Raw genomic sequence first — 18171 nt, forward strand, 5'->3', positions numbered from 1 at the left:
GAAAAGATACTCATGAAACAAAAAGGACAAATAGATGTAATTGCCCTGACAAAGCTCCTCATTGGGGCGTTGTGCCTGGTGCAAAGCTATGCCTATGCCAATGAATGCCATTTTGGCGCAGAAGGTGAAGGCGGCACCTCCACCATTATCAACGGCACCTCAAGCACGCCGGTCTATTTCATAGAGCAGCTACAGTTTGACCACCCCAATGTTATAGAAATTGGCGGGCCTTACGAGGCAAAGCTGACTCCTCCTCTCTGGTCTGAGTGTGACCCAGGTGGTGATGGCAAAGGGATGGAGAATATTACCTATGACTCTTTCGGTGAGGATGTGGCGAAATGGCCCACCAACATACCAGGGATTTATTATGCCGTTCGCGTCTATAGCAATAATAACCCCGGAGCCTGGTTTAAGACGACCAACGGTAAATGGGCATCGCTGGGCGTTCAGGCGCCAAACGAAAGTAAAGACTGGAAGATCCAGATCAAGCTTTATCAGACCCAGGAATTTAGCGGTAACCTGAACTACAGCACAAAAATCACCCCGCAGGCATCGAAGCGGATCGGCGGTATGTCGATTGGCAATCACACTGACAGCGACAACCTGCCCTGGTGGTTTGAGGTCACGACGGCCAGCTTCAGCATTCCCGTTTCGGCATCAACCTGCCAAACGGCAATGGTGAATAACGGCTCTAATACCGTCGATTTTGGCGAAGTGATGGCCTCCGATATCAGGGATACGTCCTTTTTCCCACGAAAGTATTTCAGCCTTCAACTCAGGGGCTGTAATAACGTGACGGCTATTCAGTATAAGGTGACGTCCAAAACGGCTGACGGGACCGGCGCGTACATCCCCAATTCGCTGACATCGTCAGATGCGGCGACAGGCGTCGTCGCCGGGTTTTCGAAGATATTCATTACTAACCCTCCGAATGGTGGAGACATCAATGACCCGGCGTTTGTGTACGTGCCCTTATACGGCGAAGGTGGCAGTTACGTTTCAGGGACCAACTCAAGCATCGATCTGCCGTTCGAGGCATGGATGGGCAGGGACTGGGCTACTCCCGTTAAGCCAGGCAATTACCGGGGCATCGCCACCTTCACCATAAACTATTTATGATTCACCCCTGCGGCTGATTGCTGATCAGCCGCGACATGGTCTCCAGCGAATCCGTTCTTAAAATATACAAACGTTTCAGTAAGAACGGATTATCCCCCGGCTTCACCTTCCCTTTCACCGTTGTCACCGCCAGATGAAAACCGGCATCATTGGCCGCCTTTATCGCTTTATTGTCATACCCGCCAAACGGGTACGAAACATAGAGCACGCGCGGATTAAACTGCGCCAGCGCCCGGCGCGAACGTTCAAAATCGAACAGGATCACGTGATAGCTGCGGCTCAATAAGATAGGGTGTTTATACCCATCCACACGATGCAGGAAGTGGGTGTGAGACTGAATGTCGAACACATCCTGAATGGCCTTGATTTCCTGAACGCTCATAAACTGTAGCGATTTCGGGTCCCACTTCTGAGGGTGGCCTTTGATTCGTGACGAAATGATAAACGCCGTCGCATTGAAGCCATACTCTTTCAGCACCGGATACGCGTAGCGGCTCACCGACTTCAGGCCGTCGTCAAAGGTAATCACCACCGCCTTCGCGGGCAGGTTCATTTTATTACGCACGTAGCCTTCCAGCTGGTACATCGTCAGCGTGGTGTAACCCTGATCGCGAAGCCAGGTCATCTGGTTGCTGAACGCGCGCACACTGGTGGTCGTGGAGGTGTGACGAAAACGGGTGTTCTCTTCATCACGCAGGATATGGTGGTAGGTCAGCACCGGGATGCCGTTATCTTCCTGGGCATCCAGGCTGCTGATCCACGCCAGGCGGTTACCGATGCGGATCTGATACCAGGTCTGGTTCAGGCGGTCTTTCAGCTTATTCAGAATCGGATAACGCAGGTTGGCGCTCAGGGTGCCAAACGGCGCACTTCCGCTGCTGGGAGCGTTATACACCGGGGTATCTTTCCAGGTGATGAGGTTTTGATTACTGAGCGGCTTGTTCAGATCGCCCAGGCTATCCTCCACGCGCTGCTTACCCTGCACTTTCTCAAGGTGGTCTTTATCAATAAAACCGGTCCCGAACCCGAAGCGAAATTCATAGTAATCCGCCGCGGCCGGAAAGACGGCGAGGATCTGCCCGGCGCGGACATTGCCCACGTTCACGACGGCATTTCCCACCTGCGCCCAGATGGCCGCATCTTCGGTGGTTTGCATATATTGGGCAGGTAGGCCTTGCTGACTGGTCAGGCTGGCAGACGCTCCACCGGAAACCAGTAGCAGAAGGATAAAGATAAGGCGCATGAGCATGGGATATAAATCGACACGGAAAATCAGTCGCCATTGTAGCAAAAGCGACATCAATACCAATGTTTAATGCTTATACAGATCGTGAAGCAGGACGAAAGGCGGGTTCTTCTGCTGCTGGTGCCACAGGCTGCTCACGCCCGGCGCACCCTGCGCCACAATGGCGTGGCGAAACTCAGCGCTGCTTAACGTTGCCCGCAGCGGATACATCGCTTCAAGTAATGGCAGGCTGATACCGGAGATCACTTCGCAGTTATCGTGCTTATGGCTCATTAACGCCGCTGAACGGTAAGGCGCCGCGCCCGATCTGTCGGTAAGAAAAATCACGCCGTCACCGGTGTCAGTTTCATGCAGCGCGTCGCACATCATCCGGCTGAGCATATTGGTACTCAGCCCTCGCCAGTAATTTACCGCACGACATTGCGCCAGAGGGCCAAATTTGGCCTCCAGCTTCAGGAACATTTCCTGTGCCTCTTCATCGTGGCAGGTGATAACCCAACCCAGCATAACGTCTCTCCTTAGCAGGCGAGTAGTTTACCCGGGTGAAGGTTAGTTTACGGTGATAACTGTCAAAGAAAGTGCCCGGCAGACAGAACGTCGCCGGGCTGAAGTTTAGCTACGCAACCCACGTCCACGCTGGATCAGATACCAGCACAGCAAATAGAACGCCACGATAAATACCGCCAGCACCACAACGGTGGTGAACAGCGGGACATCGGTAATGCCGAGGAAACCAAAGCGGAAACCGCTGATCATATAGACAATGGGGTTCAGGTGCGACAGCGCCTGCCAGAACGGCGGCAGCAGCGTCAGGGAGTAAAACACCCCGCCCAGATAGGTCAGCGGCGTCAGCACGAAGGTCGGGATCAGGCTGATGTCATCGAACGTTTTGGCGAACACCGCGTTCAGCAGACCGGCCAGTGAGAACAGGATCGCCGTCAGCAATAATGTAAGCGCCACGAACAGCCACGAATGCACCTGGAACGGGACGAAGAACAGCGAAATCGCCGTCACCAGGATCCCCACGCAGAGACCGCGCGCCACGCCGCCGCCCACGTAACCGGCGATGATGACGTGCGTCGGCACTGGCGCCACCAGCAGCTCTTCAATGTTGCGCTGGAACTTAGCGCTGAAGAACGACGAGGCCACGTTGGCATAGGCATTGGTGATCACCGCCATCATGATCAGGCCCGGCACGATAAACTGCATATAGGTGAAACCGTGCATCTCACCGATGCGGGAACCAATCAGATTACCGAAAATGATGAAGTAGAGCGTCATGGTGATCACCGGCGGCACCAGGGTTTGCACCCAGATGCGCATAAAGCGGTTAATCTCTTTCGCCCAGATGCTTTTCAGCGCGACCCAGTAAAGATGCGTCATGCCTTGTCTCCTTGTTTATCGTGCACCAGAGAGACAAACAGCTCTTCCAGTCGGTTCGCTTTGTTACGCATACTTAATACCTGAATGCCCTGCGCGCTCAGCTGAGAAAACACGCTGTTGATCCCCTGCTCGCGCAGCACTTCCACTTCCAGCGTCGAGGTATCGACCAGGCGATAGTTATACCCCTCCAGCTTAGGCAGGGCGCTTTTCGCCGCCAGATCGAGGATAAAAGTCTCTGATTTCAGCTTGGAGAGCAGATTTTTCATCGAGGTGTTTTCCACCAGCTCGCCATGCTGAATGATGCCGATGTTGCGGCACAGCATTTCCGCCTCTTCCAGGTAGTGCGTGGTCAGAATGATTGTCGTCCCTTTATCATTCAGATCCTTCAGGAAGCCCCACATGGAACGACGCAGTTCAATATCCACGCCCGCGGTCGGTTCATCGAGGATGAGCAGCTTTGGCTCATGCATCAGCGCACGGGCAATCATCAGGCGGCGTTTCATCCCCCCGGATAACATCCGCGCACGCTCGTTACGTTTTTCCCACAGGTCAAGCTGTTTCAGGTACTTTTCGCTGCGCTCAAGCGCCTCTTTGCGCTCAACGCCATAGTAACCCGCCTGGTTAACAACAATCTGCTGCACCGTCTCGAACGGGTTGAAGTTGAACTCCTGCGGCACCAGCCCCAGCTGGCGCTTGGCGTTCACCACATCTTTTTGCAGATCGTAGCCAAACACGCTGACGCGGCCCGAGGTTTTGTTGACCAGCGAGCTAATGATCCCGATGGTGGTGGATTTCCCCGCCCCGTTCGGCCCCAGAAGCGCATAGAAATCTCCCGCTTCGACTTTAAGATCTATCCCGCGCAGCGCCTGAACGCCCCCCGGGTAGGTTTTTTTGAGCTGTTCAAGCTCCAGTGCAATCGCCATGAATTCAACTTACCTTAAGTTCTGACACACGTTGTGTGGTTTCATTAAAAGTCGGGTTACCCTATAGTAGCGCAACGCAATCACTTGGTTACAGGTCGCTAACCTCCATGAACGACATAGATACACTCATCAGCAACAATGCACTATGGTCAAAAATGCTGGTGGAGGAAGACCCCGGATTTTTTGGAAAACTCGCACAGGCGCAGAATCCGCGCTTTCTCTGGATTGGATGTTCCGACAGCCGCGTCCCCGCCGAACGTCTGACCGGTCTTGAACCGGGCGAACTGTTTGTTCACCGCAATGTGGCTAACCTGGTTATTCATACCGATCTCAACTGCCTTTCGGTTGTTCAGTATGCCGTTGACGTTCTGGAGGTTGAACACATCATTATTTGTGGCCACTACGGCTGCGGCGGTGTACAGGCGGCGGTCGAAAATACAGAGCTGGGGTTAATCGATAACTGGCTGCTGCATATCCGTGATATCTGGTTCAAACATAGCTCACTGCTGGGCGAAATGCCGCAGGAGCGCCGTCTCGACACGCTGTGTGAGCTGAATGTGATGGAGCAGGTGTATAACCTGGGCCACTCTACCATTATGCAGTCGGCATGGAAACGCGGGCAAAAGGTCTCTATCCACGGCTGGGCGTACGGTATTCACGACGGCCTGCTGCGCAATCTGGAAGTGACCGCCACCAACCGTGAAACGCTGGAACAGCGTTACCGCTCGGGAATTGCCAACCTCAAGCTTAAGCACGTTAACCACAAATAAACAAAGCCGGGTGGCGGCTGCGCCTTACCCGGCCTACAAGAGCCTTTCGTAGGCCCGGTAAGCGGAGCGCCACCGGGCAACACGCCACGATTACTCGTCCAGCATCACGACCTTGCCAACATACGGCAAATGACGATAACGCTGCGCGTAATCAATGCCGTAACCCACCACGAATTCGTCCGGGATGGAGAAACCCACAAACTCCACCGGCACCTGCACTTCACGGCGCTCAGGCTTATCCAGCAGGGTACAAATCGCCAGTGATTTTGGTTCACGCAGGCTCAGGATCTCACGCACTTTTGAGAGCGTGTTGCCGGAGTCGATGATGTCCTCAACGATCAACACATCTTTGCCACGAATATCTTCATCCAGATCTTTCAGGATTTTCACATCACGGGTTGTGGACATGCCGCTGCCGTAGCTGGAGGCGGTCATAAAATCGACCTCGTGTGGCACCTGCACCTCACGGCACAGGTCTGCCATGAACATGAAAGAGCCACGCAACAGACCGACCAGCACCATCTCGCTGCCGCTGTCCTTGTAATGTTCGGTGATTTGACGACCCAGTTCGGCGATACGCGCTTTGATCTCGGCTTCCGGGATCATCACTTCAACAGTATGTTTCATATTACTAACCAAATGATTTTAGTGAAAATCTCTCAATGCGGATGACTCTCGCTCCGGCATCGATACGCAAGCCAGCCATTATACCAGCAAATGGATAACCCTGGCGTATGAGTTATAAAAGCAATATTTGTGATTCCGATCACAGTTGTTAATACCTATAATTAATTGCTAGCAAATAATTAACAAAACTGACGAGTACTTTTCTATGGCTGAAACAAAAACTAAACAGCCGCGTCTACTGGTGACATTAACAGCCGCGTTTGCCGCATTCTGCGCGCTGTATTTGTTAATCGGTGGCGTATGGCTGGTCGCTATTGGCGGCTCCTGGTACTACCCGATTGCGGGTCTGGTTATGGTTGGCGTAACCATCCTGCTCTTACGCAGAAAACAATCTGCTTTGTGGCTGTACGCAGCGTTACTGCTCGCAACCATGATCTGGGGCGTCTGGGAAGTCGGGTTCGACTTCTGGGCGTTGACGCCGCGCAGCGACATTCTGGTCTTCTTCGGTATCTGGCTGATCCTGCCGTTTGTCTGGCGTCGTCTGATCGTCCCTTCCAGCGGTGCCGTGGCCGGTCTGCTCGTTGCCCTGCTGATTAGCGGCGGCATCCTGACCTGGGCCGGATTCAACGATCCACAGGAGATCCACGGTACGCTGAACACAGAAGCCACGCCAGCTGCGGCTATCTCGCAGGTGGCTGACGGCGACTGGCCAGCCTATGGTCGTAATCAGGAAGGTCAACGTTACTCCCCGCTGAAGCAGATCAACGCGGACAACGTGAAAAACCTGAAAGAAGCCTGGGTATTCCGTACCGGCGACCTGAAGATGCCAAACGATCCGGGTGAGCTGACCAACGAAGTGACCCCGATTAAAGTAGGCAACATGCTCTACCTGTGTACGGCGCACCAGCGTCTGTTCGCGCTCGACGCGGCCACCGGTAAAGAGAAATGGCACTTTGATCCACAGCTGAACTCTAACCCATCGTTCCAGCACATCACCTGCCGTGGCGTCTCTTACCACGAAGCGCGTGCCGATAATGCCAGCCCGGACGTCATTGCCGACTGCCCTCGCCGCATTATGCTGCCGGTGAACGATGGTCGCCTGTTTGCCATCAACGCTGAGACCGGCAAGCTGTGCGAAACCTTCGCCAACAAAGGCATCCTGAATCTTCAGACCAACATGCCGGACACCACGCCGGGTCTGTATGAGCCGACCTCCCCGCCAATCATCACCGATAAAACCATCGTGATTGCCGGTTCGGTAACGGATAACTTCTCTACGCGTGAAACCTCCGGCGTTATCCGTGGTTTCGACGTGAACACCGGTAAACTGCTGTGGGCCTTCGACCCGGGCGCGAAAGATCCCAACGCGATCCCATCGGATGAACACACCTTTACCTTCAACTCGCCAAACTCCTGGGCGCCTGCCGCGTATGACGCGAAGCTGGACCTGGTATACCTGCCGATGGGCGTGACCACGCCGGATATCTGGGGCGGTAACCGTACGCCAGAGCAGGAACGTTACGCCAGCGCCATCGTGGCGCTGAACGCAACGACCGGTAAACTGGCATGGAGCTACCAGACCGTTCACCACGATCTGTGGGATATGGATATGCCGTCCCAGCCGACGCTGGCGGACATTACCGTTAACGGCAAAACCGTTCCGGTGATTTACGCCCCGGCGAAAACCGGCAACATCTTCGTTCTTGATCGCAGCAACGGTAAGCTGGTTGTTCCAGCGCCGGAAAAACCGGTTCCGCAGGGCGCGGCCAAAGGCGACTACGTCAGCAAAACGCAGCCGTTCTCTGACCTGAGCTTCCGTCCGAAGAAAGATCTCAGCGGCGCAGACATGTGGGGTGCCACCATGTTTGACCAGCTGGTGTGCCGCGTGATGTTCCACCAGCTGCGCTACGAAGGGATTTTCACTCCGCCATCAGAGCAGGGTACGCTGGTCTTCCCGGGTAACCTGGGGATGTTCGAATGGGGTGGGATCTCCGTTGACCCTAACCGTCAGGTCGCTATCGCTAACCCAATGGCGCTGCCGTTCGTGTCCCGTCTGATCCCACGCGGTCCGGGTAACCCAATGGAGCAGCCGAAAGACGCGAAAGGCAGCGGTACCGAAGCCGGTATCCAGCCGCAGTATGGCGTGCCTTACGGCGTGACCCTGAATCCGTTCCTCTCTCCGTTCGGCCTGCCGTGTAAACAGCCTGCCTGGGGTTATATCTCCGGTCTGGATCTGAAGACCAATAAGATCGTCTGGAAGAAACGTATTGGTACGCCACAGGACAGCATGCCGTTCCCGATGCCGGTTCCGGTGCCGTTCAATATGGGTATGCCAATGCTGGGTGGCCCAATCTCCACCGCCGGTAACGTGCTGTTCATCGCGGCAACCGCAGATAACTACCTGCGCGCGTACAACATGACCAACGGTGAGAAGCTGTGGCAAGGCCGTCTGCCTGCCGGTGGACAGGCAACACCGATGACCTATGAAGTGAATGGCAAGCAGTACGTTGTCATCTCTGCGGGTGGTCACGGTTCGTTTGGCACGAAGATGGGCGACTATATTGTCGCGTATGCGTTACCTGACGAAAACAAGTAACTGAAAAGCCCGGTGGCGCTAACGCTTACCGGGCCTACGGGTGCCCTATGCAGGCCGGGTAAGGCGAAGCCGCCACCCGGCTTTTTTATACGGTAAAGCCCAGCATCATCCCCGTATCTTCGTGCTCCAGCAGATGACAGTGGGCCATATAGGCAAACTCTTTCGGCGCCTCGTGGTCAAACTTCACCAGCACCTCGCTGACGCCGCCTTCCACTCTAACCGTATCTTTCCAGCCCATGCGATGCGCCTCCGGCGCTTTACCATTTTCAGAAAGAATGCGGAACTGCGTGCCGTGGATATGGAACGGGTGCAGCATCATGTCACCTTCGCCTGAAATCACCCAGCGCTCGAACTGCCCCTTCGTGGCGGCAAACATCGGGGTAGTCATATCAAATGCTTTACCGTTGATGCGGTTGGCATTGTGGAAATCAAACCCATGACCGCCGTGATCCATGCCGCCCATTTTGCCGTGGTCCATATTCATATGGCCCATCATCTGTCCGTGGTGCATTCCCGCCATGGCCTGATTGCCGTACTTCTTCATCAGTGCCTGCATGCCCATCATGTCGAGCATAGGATCCATGGAGAGCTGAAGTTTACGCTGCGTAAGCCCATCCAGTGACGGGAGTGCTGGCAGCGTGGTGAGGGTGTCCGGCAGCGTACCAGAGGCGGTGATCTGTAGCGGCTGAATGCGCAACACCGGATGCGGTTTATCAAACGGCGCAACGGCCATCCCCATCTGGCTGACCGGCAGAGTCACCAGATCAAACGGTTTGCCGTCACTGATGTCCACCAGCACCTCGAAGCGCTCGCCCATCAGCATCGGTAGCTCGCTCACTTTTACCGGCTCCGGCAGCAGACCGCCGTCGCTTGCCACCACGTAAAGCGGGCGTTTATCGCTAGTGGCAAAGTTCAGCGAGCGGGCATTACAGCCGTTAAGCAGGCGTAAGCGCAGCCAGCCTTTTGGCGCGGCATGCTGCGGGTAGATCGCGCCGTTGGTCAGTAGCGTATCGCCAAACCAGCCCACCGCCGCGCTCATTACGTCCAGCTGATAGTCAATTTGCCCGTCAGCGCCGAATTTTTTGTCCTGCACAATCACCGGGATATCATCGATACCCCACTGTTTCGGCAGGCGCAGCAGGCGGCTTTCATCGTCTTCAATCAGCACCAGACCGGCCAGCCCCATCGCGACCTGATGGCCCGTTTTGCCATGTTGATGCGGGTGGAACCAGCAGGTCGCCGCACGCTGGTCAGGGGTAAAGGTTACGCTGCGTTTACCGCCAGGCTTGATGATGCCCTGAGGCCCCCCATCCACTTCGCCCGGCACTTCCAGACCGTGCCAGTGCAGCGTGGTCTCTTCCGCAAGCGTGTTATGAATGTCTACCGTCACCGCCTTCCCTTTGCGTAACTGCAACGCCGGGCCGAGCAGATTACCGTTATAACCCCACGTTGTCGCAGCGTGCTGACCGAACGTGGTTTTACCGACCTGCACAACAAGCTGAATGCGGCTACGGGCATCTGCGGCGAGTAATTCAGGAATGGGTAAAGCCGGTCTGTCGGCGGCAAAAACGGCGCGGCTCCAGAGTGGTAACGCGCTGGCAACCCCCAGCGCGGCAGAATATTTCAAAAAATCACGACGTTGCATGTGCATTTCCTTATTTCCAGCAGGCGATCTTTTGAGCATAAACCCTCCCCTTACCGGAAGGTCAAGCACGGCGGCAATAATAAAGATCGTCGGCCTGGCATCAAGTATGCTAACGTTAATTTTCCGTGATGCAGTGGTAAAGGCAATGAAGACGTTTTTCAGAACAATTTTGTTCGCCAGCCTGATGGCGATGTGTGCGAACAGTTATGCGCTAAGTGAAAACGAAGCGGAAGATATGGCCGATTTAACGGCAGTTTTTGTTTTTCTGAAGAACGATTGTGGTTACCAGAATTTACCCAATGGGCAAATTCGTCGCGCACTGGTCTTTTTTGCCCAGCAGAACCAATGGGACCTCAGCAACTACGACAGCTTCGACATGAAGGCGCTCGGTGAAGACAGCTACCGTGATTTAAGCGGTATTGGCATTCCCACTGCTAAAAAATGCAAAGCGCTGGCTCGCGATTCACTCAGCCTGCTCGCCTACGTGAAGTAACCTTCCCGACGCCCCTTGTTGACCCGCTAACCGCTTCACGGCGGTTTTTGTTGCGCCCATCTGCCGGATGTAATGGATGTTAACGAAGGAGGTGCTCCCCATGACCGATAAAACGGTATGGCAAGAAACGCTGCATGACCAGTTTGGTCAGTATTTTGCCGTGGATAACGTGCTTTATCATGAAAAAACCGATCATCAGGATTTGATCATCTTCGAAAACGCTGCCTTTGGCCGCGTAATGGCGCTGGACGGCGTGGTGCAAACCACCGAGCGCGACGAGTTTATCTATCATGAAATGATGACCCACGTTCCGCTGCTGGCCCACGGCCACGCGAAGCACGTGCTGATTATCGGTGGCGGCGACGGCGCGATGCTGCGTGAAGTCTCCCGCCATCAGAATGTCGAAACCATCACCATGGTGGAAATCGATGCCGGGGTGGTGTCATTCTGCCGCCAGTATCTGCCCAACCACAATGCCGGTAGCTATGACGATCCGCGTTTTAACCTGGTTATCGACGATGGCGTTAATTTTGTTAACCAGACTACGCAAACGTTTGATGTCATTATCTCTGACTGTACCGACCCTATCGGTCCGGGCGCGTCGCTGTTTACCTCGTCGTTTTACGAAGGCTGCAAGCGCTGCCTGAATCCAGGCGGGATTTTTGTGGCGCAAAACGGCGTCTGCTTCCTGCAACAGGATGAAGCGCTTGATAGCCACCGTAAGCTGAGCACCTATTTTGCTGACGTCAGCTTCTATCAGGCGGCGATCCCCACGTACTACGGCGGGATCATGACCTTTGCCTGGGCGACGGATAACGACGTTCTGCGCCATCTCTCCACCGAAATTATCCAGGCCCGCTTCCATCAGGCCGGGCTTCAGTGCCGATACTACAATCCGGCGATCCACACCGCAGCCTTCGCGTTGCCTCAATATCTGCAAGACGCGCTGTCCTCAAAGGAGGTGAACTAATTGAAAAAGCTTAAACTGCATGGCTTTAACAATCTGACCAAAAGCCTGAGTTTTTGTATTTACGATATCTGCTACGCCAAAACAGCAGAAGAGCGCGATGGTTACATCGCCTATATCGATGAACTCTACAACGCCAACCGTCTGACCGAGATCCTGTCAGAGACCTGCTCAATTATCGGCGCGAACATCCTGAATATCGCGCGCCAGGATTATGAACCTCAGGGTGCGAGCGTCACCATTCTGGTGAGCGAAGAGCCGGTTGATCCGAAGCTTATCGACAAAACCGAGCACCCCGGCCCGCTGCCGGAAGTGGTTGTCGCCCACCTGGATAAAAGCCACATCTGCGTGCACACCTACCCGGAAAGCCACCCCGAAGGCGGGCTGTGCACGTTCCGCGCGGATATTGAAGTGTCGACCTGCGGCGTGATTTCCCCGCTGAACGCGCTGAACTATTTAATCCACCAGCTGGAATCCGATATCGTCACCATTGATTATCGCGTGCGCGGTTTTACCCGTGATATCAACGGGATGAAGCACTTCATTGATCATGAGATCAACTCCATTCAGAACTTCATGTCCGAGGACATGAAGTCGCTGTACGACATGATGGATGTGAACGTCTATCAGGAGAATATCTTCCATACCAAGATGATGCTTAAAGAGTTCGATCTTAAGCACTATATGTTCCACACGAGACCGGAAGATTTAAGTGAAGAGGAGCGTAAGGTCATTACCGACCTGCTCTGGAAAGAGATGCGCGAAATCTACTACGGCCGCAATATTCCGACCGTGTAAACGTGACCCGGAGCAGGGACGCTTCGGGAGTTACTTCTGTTTCATAAAGTCGCGGTAGGCGTTCACCACGCTCAGGAAGTCTTCCACGCCGCACAGCGACAGGCTCTCTTCGTCGTAGTAGCTCATCCCCTCTTCCATCTCATCACCCGAGAACTCAAGCTGGTTGGCGCGCACCATCACCTCTTCGCCATCCATCCACAGGGTGTACTCATGCCCGGCGCGCTGCCAGGATCGTTCACTGCCTTTCACCGTTTCCGCCGCCTGTTCGACTTCATCCAGCAGCGCGAGGTTCTCTTTCACCTCTTCGTTAAACCAGTGTCCAACGGCTTCGTGGCCCATCGACATACGCACTTTCACCACACCGGTGATGTCGCGCAGAAATTCGTAATCCATAGCGTTTTCCTCTGCAAAGCCATTAGGGTAATTATCGCAGCAGAGAGGAAGAAAAAAAGCGGGAGAGGCGGGAGGAATGAAAATAAAAAAAGAATCCCCCCTCACCCTGCCCCTCTCCCCAAAGGGGAGAGGGAATATAACCCCCCTCGCCCCTTTGGGGAGAGGGGATGGGGGTGAGGGGTCGTTTTTTATACCGCGGTCTGGAAGATCACCCCGTCAGCCTTCTCGGTATACTGAGAGAGCTGGTCGAAGTTCAGATAGCGATAGGTATCCACCGCCGTCTTATCAACCTGAGCCACAAAGGTCTGGTACTCTTCCGGCGTTGGCAGTTTGCCAATCAGCGCCGCAACCGCCGCCAGCTCCGCAGAGGCCAGGTAGACGTTCGCCCCGGTACCTAAACGGTTCGGGAAGTTACGGGTAGAAGTGGACACCACCGTCGCACCGTCGGCCACGCGCGCCTGGTTACCCATGCACAGTGAGCAGCCAGGGATTTCGATACGCGCTCCGCTCTTACCAAACACGCTGTAGTAACCCTCTTCGGTCAGCTGCGCCGCATCCATACGGGTTGGCGGTGCCACCCACAGACGGGTCGGCAGCTGGCCTTTGTGGGTATCCAGCAGCTTACCGGCAGCGCGGAAGTGGCCGATGTTGGTCATGCAGGAGCCGATGAACACTTCGTCGATCTTATCGCCCTGCACGTCAGAGAGCAGACGCGCATCGTCCGGATCGTTCGGTGCACACAGGATTGGCTCTTTGATATCCGCCAGATCGATCTCAATTACCGCCGCGTACTCTGCGTCAGCATCGGCTTCCAGCAGCTGCGGATCCGCCAGCCATTTTTCCATGCCCTGGATACGACGCTCCAGCGTACGGCGGTCACCGTAGCCTTCTGCAATCATCCACTTCAGCAGCACGATGTTGGAGGTCAGATACTCAATAATCGGCTCTTTGTTCAGCTTGATGGTACAGCCCGCCGCAGAACGCTCGGCGGAGGCATCGGTCAGCTCGAACGCCTGTTCCACTTTCAGATCCGGCAGACCTTCAATTTCCAGGATACGGCCAGAGAAGATGTTTTTCTTGCCTTTCTTCTCAACGGTCAGCAGACCCTGTTTGATGGCATACAGCGGGATCGCGTGCACCAGGTCGCGCAGGGTAATGCCAGGCTGCATTTTGCCTTTGAAGCGCACCAGGACGGATTCCGGCATGTCCAGCGGCATCACGCCAGTCGCGGCAGCAAACGCCACCAGACCGGAGCCCGCCGGGAAGGAGATCCCAATCGGGAAACGGGTGTGGGAGTCACCGCCGGTACCCACGGTATCCGGCAGCAGCATGCGGTTCAGCCAGGAGTGGATGACGCCATCGCCCGGACGCAGGGATACACCGCCGCGGTTCATGATGAAGTCTGGCAACGTGTGGTGCGTGGTGACGTCAACCGGCTTCGGATACGCCGCGGTGTGGCAGAAGGACTGCATCACCAGGTCAGACGAGAAGCCCAGGCACGCCAGGTCTTTCAGTTCGTCACGGGTCATTGGGCCAGTGGTGTCCTGAGATCCCACGGAGGTCATTTTCGGTTCACAGTACGCGCCAGGACGGATACCGGCGACGCCGCAGGCACGACCCACCATTTTCTGTGCCAGCGAGAAGCCGCGATTGCTTTCCGCCACATCTTTCGCCTGACGGAACACGTCACTGTGTGGCAGACCCAGCGCTTCACGCGCTTTGGTGGTCAGGCCACGGCCGATGATCAACGGGATACGGCCACCGGCACGCACTTCGTCGATCAGCACGTCGGTTTTCAGCTCGAAGCTGGCCAGCAGTTCGTTGGTTTCGTGGTTGCGCACTTCGCCTTTATACGGGTAGACGTCAATCACGTCGCCCATGTTCAGGTTGCTCACGTCCACTTCAATTGGCAGCGCGCCCGCATCTTCCATGGTGTTGAAGAAGATTGGCGCAATTTTGCCGCCGAGGCACAGGCCGCCGCCGCGCTTGTTCGGCACGTGCGGAATGTCGTCGCCCATGAACCACAGCACGGAGTTGGTAGCGGACTTACGGGAAGAGCCGGTACCGACAACGTCACCGACGTAAGCCAGCGGGAAGCCTTTCTTCTGAAGTGCTTCGATCTGTTTGATTGGGCCAACAACACCCGGCTGATCCGGCTCAATGCCTTCACGGGCGTTTTTCAGCATCGCCAGGGCGTGCAGAGGGATATCCGGGCGAGACCACGCATCCGGTGCCGGAGAGAGGTCGTCGGTGTTGGTTTCACCGGTCACCTTAAAGACGGTCACGGTGATTTTTTCCGCCAGCGCCGGGCGGTTCAGGAACCATTCGGCATTAGCCCAGGACTGCATCACCTGCTTCGCGTATACGTTGCCCGCTTTGGCTTTTTCTTCTACATCATAGAAGTTATCGAACATCAGCAGCGTGGAAGAGAGCGCTTTAGCGGCAATCGGTGCCAGCTTGTCGTTATCCAGCGCGTCAATCAGCGGATGAATGTTGTAACCACCCTGCATGGTGCCGAGCAGTTCAATGGCTTTTTCAGGAGTAACCAGTGGGGAGGTGGCTTCGCCTTTGGCGATAGCAGCAAGGAATCCGGCTTTTACGTAGGCAGCTTCATCTACGCCAGGCGGTACGCGGTTGATCAACAGATCTAACAGGAATTCTTCTTCGCCCTCAGGCGGGTTCTTCAGCAGCTCGACGAGCGCGGCCATTTGGGTTGCATCTAACGGTTTGGGTACAATTCCCTCGGCGGCACGTTCTGCTACGTGCTTACGGTATTCTTCTAGCACGACGGTTCTCCTCGCTCTCATTGTCATATGCGGCGGGCGTTCTCTTCACGCTCCTGTGAGACAGCAGTTTGTAGGGTAAATGCCCGATACCGCGTCGGGCAGCATAGCAGGATTTCTGCACAGTGTTAATCTGTTTACAAAAAAGCAACATTAAAAAATTTGCTGAATCGTTAAGCATGGTGTAGCAGGGAGACGAGACGAATTTGGGGCACAAAAAAACCGCCTGATAGCGGTTTATTTGTTGCCTTGCGGTGGTAGCACACCGGGTTGGCAGATTTGCGGCAACACCAACGTGAAATATTGTGCATCACCGCCAGTTAGCTTGCAAGCCACTATCACGCTTTTGCGTAGCGCCTTCCCATTACGTATGAAAGCCCATGTAATTGCATTTTTTGCCTTCTTCAGAACCATTGAATTGACTATTCTTCTCCGCGGCCTGCTTCGCTGGTGTAGCAACCAGTCACCGGGCCCGGGAGCAGTTCCGTAACCTACGCGGCAACACCAACTTGCCTAGTTCTGCCTTTCCCGGTGAAGAATGAACCCGCGTAGCCTGTACAGGAACGCACGCAATGGAGATGCGAATCACTGCGCTGATCGTTGTGATCGGTTTACTGCTAACCGCGCTGCACGGTGGCTGGAATATATCCGACATCACGGTGCTGTTTGTAGTTAACCTCGGCAACTAGCTGCTGGCCGCTCGCAAGAGCGGCCTTCTGAATCCCCAGCGGTTTTTACCGCATCGCATATAATTGTGTAATAAATGCACACACTCTTTATCCGGACGTACCAGACGCTTCCCAATAAAAGTCAAAACAGTAAAAGACGGGTGATTGATACTCACGCCAACCGTAACGCCTCACGGCACAGCGCTTGTCTCGTTGGAGTCATTTTATGAAGTTGCCCTTTAAGCCACATCTGCTTGTCCTTCTGTGCAGTGCCGGGCTGTTTGCCGCCTCTGGCGTGATGTTTGTCAAAAGCCGTGCAACGGAGCCTGTTGCACCGGCCCCCATCGCACAACAACCGGCAGCACCGGCTACGCCTGCTGCGGCACAGCCCGCCCCAGTCGTCACGCCAACTTATACTGCGGCGCAAATCGATCAGTGGGTTGCTCCCATTGCGCTCTACCCGGATGCCCTGCTGTCGCAGATCTTAATGGCGTCCACCTACCCGTCTAACGTTATCCAGGCAGCGCAGTGGTCCAAAGACAACCCTAAAATGGAAGGAGACGCTGCGATTCAGGCCGTTGCCAGCCAGCCCTGGGATCCCAGCGTAAAATCGCTGGTCGCGTTCCCTCAGCTGATGTCGCTGATGGGTGAAAACCCGCCGTGGGTACAAAATCTGGGCGATGCGTTTCTCGCACAGCCGAAGGACGTGATGGATTCGGTGCAACGCTTGCGCCTGCTGGCACAACAAACCGGTGCGCTGCAATCCACGCCGCAGCAGACGGTCACCACCGTAACGAAGCCCGCACCGGCAAAAACAACATCAACAACGGCAACGGAAACAACCACCAGCCCGACCGTTATTAAGATCGAGTCCGCCGATCCGCAGGTGGTTTACGTCCCCACCTATAACCCGAATACGGTTTACGGTACATGGCCCAACACCACTTACCCGCCGGTGTATCTGCCGCCCTCCCCCGGCGAGCAATTCACCGACAGCCTGGTCAAAGGTTTAGGTTTCAGCCTCGGGGTCGCAACAACCTATGCCATCTTCAGCAATATCGACTGGGATGATGACGATGACTGGGATCATCACCATGATGACTGGGATAATCGCGGCGGCTATAACCACAACGGTGACAACAACATCAATATTAACGTTGATAACTTCAACAGAATCAGCGGGCAGCATCTCACCGATATCAATCGCACCTGGCAGCACAATCCGGCCTATCGTGAGGGCGTTCCGTACCCAAATAACCAGCTGGCTAACCGTTTCCACTCCACAAATACCGCCACCGGCCTGAGCGCAACGCAGCAAAAGCCGGTTAATCGCGACAGCCAGCGCCAGGCCGCGCTCAGCCAGATGGAGAAATCAACGGGGAAAACTCTCCCGCACACAGGCTCGCGGGATGCTCAGCGTCTGGCCTCGACGCAGCAGTTAAAGCAGATTTCGCAGCGCAATAACTACCGTGGGTATGACACCAGGCCGCAGACCGTAAAACGCGCGAGTGCGCCGCAGCGTGAACATCATCAGGCTGCCGTGCACAGACAGGAGAAGCGGGTTTCACAGACGGTACAGCAGCCAGCCAGGCTGCATCGGGCCAATGCCCTGAGCGGCAACGACAGCCGCTCCGCGAACTGGCAGGCGCAGCAGCAGCGCGGGGCACAAAGCCGGCAGCTCGTTACTCGTCAACATCAGCCGCGCCAGCTCACTGGCGAACGCGCTGAACGCCATGAATTCCGTCATCGTTAAGGGAGCC

15 protein-coding genes are annotated in these 18171 nt (G+C 55.3%); 7 read left to right on the top strand and 8 right to left on the bottom strand.

Annotated features, from left to right (window positions below):
* The first annotated feature begins 12 nt into the window (after positions 1–12).
* Positions 13–1119: a fimbrial protein gene (locus BH712_RS10370; protein WP_006810075.1), complete on the top strand. Its 1107-nt coding sequence runs from the start codon at positions 13–15 to the stop codon at positions 1117–1119.
* Position 1120: 1 nt separating this feature from the next.
* Here the strand turns inward: BH712_RS10370 and BH712_RS10375 are convergent, their stop codons facing one another.
* From BH712_RS10375 to BH712_RS10390, 4 genes are all read right to left on the bottom strand, one after another.
* Positions 1121–2368, bottom strand: coding sequence for a polysaccharide deacetylase family protein (locus tag BH712_RS10375; protein WP_032673645.1), 1248 nt, complete (start codon positions 2366–2368; stop codon positions 1121–1123).
* Between the two features lie 63 nt (positions 2369–2431).
* Entirely contained in the window at positions 2432–2872 is a 441-nt protein-coding gene (locus tag BH712_RS10380; protein ID WP_006810077.1) for a PTS sugar transporter subunit IIA, read from the bottom strand.
* A gap of 105 nt (positions 2873–2977) precedes the next feature.
* Positions 2978–3748: an ABC transporter permease gene (locus tag BH712_RS10385; protein WP_006810078.1), complete on the bottom strand. Its 771-nt coding sequence runs from the start codon at positions 3746–3748 to the stop codon at positions 2978–2980.
* Complete coding sequence (locus tag BH712_RS10390; RefSeq protein WP_003856300.1) at positions 3745–4671, bottom strand: ABC transporter ATP-binding protein; 927 nt, start codon at positions 4669–4671, stop codon at positions 3745–3747. The genes BH712_RS10385 and BH712_RS10390 overlap by 4 nt, the downstream gene beginning before the upstream one ends.
* Positions 4672–4778: 107 nt before the next feature.
* On the opposite strand from BH712_RS10390, the gene can reads away from it, so the two are divergent.
* Entirely contained in the window at positions 4779–5441 is a 663-nt protein-coding gene (gene can, locus BH712_RS10395) for a carbonate dehydratase (protein WP_003856301.1), read from the top strand.
* Between the two features lie 90 nt (positions 5442–5531).
* Here can and hpt read toward each other — a convergent pair whose 3' ends face one another.
* Positions 5532–6068, bottom strand: a complete 537-nt coding sequence (gene hpt / locus BH712_RS10400) for a hypoxanthine phosphoribosyltransferase (RefSeq protein ID WP_006810079.1) — start codon at positions 6066–6068, stop codon at positions 5532–5534.
* A gap of 205 nt (positions 6069–6273) precedes the next feature.
* Between hpt and BH712_RS10405 the strand changes: the two genes are divergently transcribed.
* The gene (locus BH712_RS10405) at positions 6274–8664 is read left to right on the top strand and encodes a glucose/quinate/shikimate family membrane-bound PQQ-dependent dehydrogenase (protein ID WP_006810080.1); all 2391 of its coding nucleotides are present in this window, start codon (positions 6274–6276) and stop codon (positions 8662–8664) included.
* An 85-nt stretch (positions 8665–8749) separates the two neighbouring features.
* Here BH712_RS10405 and cueO read toward each other — a convergent pair whose 3' ends face one another.
* The gene (gene cueO / locus BH712_RS10410) at positions 8750–10309 is read right to left on the bottom strand and encodes a multicopper oxidase CueO (protein WP_006810081.1); all 1560 of its coding nucleotides are present in this window, start codon (positions 10307–10309) and stop codon (positions 8750–8752) included.
* Positions 10310–10454: 145 nt separating this feature from the next.
* Between cueO and BH712_RS10415 the strand changes: the two genes are divergently transcribed.
* The 3 genes from BH712_RS10415 to speD all read left to right on the top strand — a co-directional run bounded on the left by BH712_RS10415 (position 10455) and on the right by speD (position 12567).
* Positions 10455–10802, top strand: coding sequence for a YacC family pilotin-like protein (locus BH712_RS10415; RefSeq protein ID WP_003856306.1), 348 nt, complete (start codon positions 10455–10457; stop codon positions 10800–10802).
* 100 nt (positions 10803–10902) lie between these two features.
* The gene (speE, locus tag BH712_RS10420) at positions 10903–11772 is read left to right on the top strand and encodes a polyamine aminopropyltransferase (protein WP_032673646.1); all 870 of its coding nucleotides are present in this window, start codon (positions 10903–10905) and stop codon (positions 11770–11772) included.
* Positions 11773–12567 carry an adenosylmethionine decarboxylase gene (gene speD, locus BH712_RS10425; RefSeq protein ID WP_006810084.1) on the top strand — a complete coding sequence of 265 codons (795 nt, stop codon included), beginning with the start codon at positions 11773–11775 and terminating at the stop codon, positions 12565–12567. It abuts the gene before it with no gap.
* A gap of 30 nt (positions 12568–12597) precedes the next feature.
* On the opposite strand, the gene yacL is transcribed toward speD, so the two are convergent.
* Complete coding sequence (gene yacL, locus BH712_RS10430; RefSeq protein ID WP_003856309.1) at positions 12598–12960, bottom strand: protein YacL; 363 nt, start codon at positions 12958–12960, stop codon at positions 12598–12600.
* Between the two features lie 188 nt (positions 12961–13148).
* Positions 13149–15746, bottom strand: a complete 2598-nt coding sequence (acnB, locus tag BH712_RS10435) for a bifunctional aconitate hydratase 2/2-methylisocitrate dehydratase (RefSeq protein ID WP_032673647.1) — start codon at positions 15744–15746, stop codon at positions 13149–13151.
* Positions 15747–16637: 891 nt separating this feature from the next.
* On the opposite strand from acnB, the gene BH712_RS10445 reads away from it, so the two are divergent.
* On the top strand, positions 16638–18164 hold the full coding sequence (locus BH712_RS10445; protein ID WP_006810087.1) for a DUF3300 domain-containing protein: 1527 nt from the start codon (positions 16638–16640) through the stop codon (positions 18162–18164).
* The last annotated feature ends 7 nt before the right edge of the window (positions 18165–18171 follow it).

The organism is Enterobacter hormaechei ATCC 49162 (assembly GCF_001875655.1).
In the GTDB taxonomy this organism is placed as follows: Bacteria; Pseudomonadota; Gammaproteobacteria; order Enterobacterales; family Enterobacteriaceae; genus Enterobacter; species Enterobacter hormaechei.